This is a genomic window from Chamaesiphon sp. OTE_20_metabat_361 (assembly GCF_031364565.1).
Genome location: NZ_JANLWO010000554.1, coordinates 1 through 1,707, shown reverse-complemented (window position 1 = coordinate 1,707; position 1,707 = coordinate 1). Strand labels below are relative to the sequence as shown.

At 44.3% G+C, this 1,707-nt stretch carries 2 protein-coding genes; both read right to left on the bottom strand.

Annotated elements, in window-relative coordinates:
* Positions 1–252: 252 nt before the first annotated feature.
* Positions 253–555 carry a hypothetical protein gene (locus RMO35_RS15890; protein ID WP_309742299.1) on the bottom strand — a complete coding sequence of 101 codons (303 nt, stop codon included), beginning with the start codon at positions 553–555 and terminating at the stop codon, positions 253–255.
* 200 nt (positions 556–755) lie between these two features.
* Positions 756–1,037 carry a hypothetical protein gene (locus RMO35_RS15885; protein ID WP_309737958.1) on the bottom strand — a complete coding sequence of 94 codons (282 nt, stop codon included), beginning with the start codon at positions 1,035–1,037 and terminating at the stop codon, positions 756–758.
* Between the last annotated feature and the right edge of the window lie 670 nt (positions 1,038–1,707).

Below are 1,707 nucleotides of genomic sequence, written 5' to 3'. Positions count from 1 at the left end.
CCCCCCTAATAAAAAAACGACAAGACCGCTAATCAAGACAGAGGGGAGCGGGAGCCGGTGGCGACGGCGGGGTGAGGGCGAAGGGTTAAAGACTAAGTACTAGGGTTTGTGCATTTTTCTTTTCTTGTATGAAACCAACCTGTCTCCCAAGCTTGGGAGACAGGTTGGGGGTGAGGGCAAGATCTATGCTTCATACCCTAATTCAGCAACGCCAGAATCGCTAGCCACTATCCACTATTCACTATTCACTATCTACGCTGATTCCTCTGTTTTGGCATCGCCAGGAGTTTCATAGTACATTTCTGGCTCGATCCCAAAATTGTCCACTAAGCCTTCTTTATCGACGGTAAAGCCCGCAGTTGTATCGAGACTTTCCGAGCCTGGTGGATGCTGGGGCAACCGCTTAAAATTCTCGCCTTCGCGTTCCATTCTGGCGGCTGTTTCCGCAGGGATAATATTTGGGTCGTAGCTGTCTGGGGTCGGCGAATCGTATTCGGGATTTGGCTGCGCCACTGACGGATCGATCGGTGCTACTTTATCTTGTGAATTTTCCATGATTATTTGTCAGAAATTGGGTTGAGTAAGATTGAAAAATCGCTCTTGAGATTGGTTGTTATCACAGCAGCATATCGTTCTAGCTGCGTTAGATCGTCGCCTAAACGATCTATCTATGACTACCTCGATCGAGACAATTAAATTTGCGATTGTGAGGAAAAAATTCACTCTTTGGATAGAGAACTCGCCATAGCATCCGGCTAGTGAAAATAAGTATCAGCGCGTAAGATTTCTTCTTGCCCAAAATATAGAGCGAGTGCATTGACGCCCAAAATCAGCCATGCTCGATCGCAGAGATCTTCCAATTCATCCAAAAGATCGTCAACAACTTCGGAACTCGGACAGTGAATTGAGAGTAACTGGTTGCCATCAAGCTCAATTAGGCAGCTTGGCAAACTAGTTGCAAAAAAGTGTAGAAACCGCTCGATCCGAAAGTGCGTGAGCGTATCGAGATCGTCAACGTTGATTTCAGTGAGTAACATCGGCAAACTCCTGTGTGTATGTGTGCGATCGGGCACTTATCGCTTCAGGCTCAATGACAGCATTGCTCATAGTTTCAGCTAAGAGTAACTGCGGTCTAGTTGGCTGACGATCGTACCAAAATCTTAGCAGTTGAGGAGGGATGTTACTTTCTACCAAGTGGAGGAACCGAGCAAATCCGATCGGTGTCAATAGATAGAGAGGGGCTATTGATGTGTATATGTTCTAGCACGATCGTCACGTTCCTAAATCGAAAAATGTTGGCAAAAAAGTCGATCTAATCGTGCGACTAGATCGACTTTTTAATAGGTAATTATCGCTAAGTTATGACCGATCGGTCTGATGTCGAGCTGCTAATTAAGTAGCTGGGGTTAATTAAATACAAGATGCTAATTGTGCCCATATGATTGGTGCTGTTGGGTTTCGAGGCTCAACCCAACCTACAAGTGTTTGATATTTAATTGCGCCTACCTAATTAGTTGCTAAGATCTAATTTAGCTAAAAAAAGCTTTACTATCTTGGACTAATGTGATTTAATAGGTCTATAGTCAGAACAGTCAATTGCTTCTTCTTGAAAAGCTGTATAAGGATTGACAGTACATTTGAGATTGTGTTCGCCAGTAAAGAAAACACAGCGATCGCAGGGAATTTGATGCAGCCTTTTGTGATGAG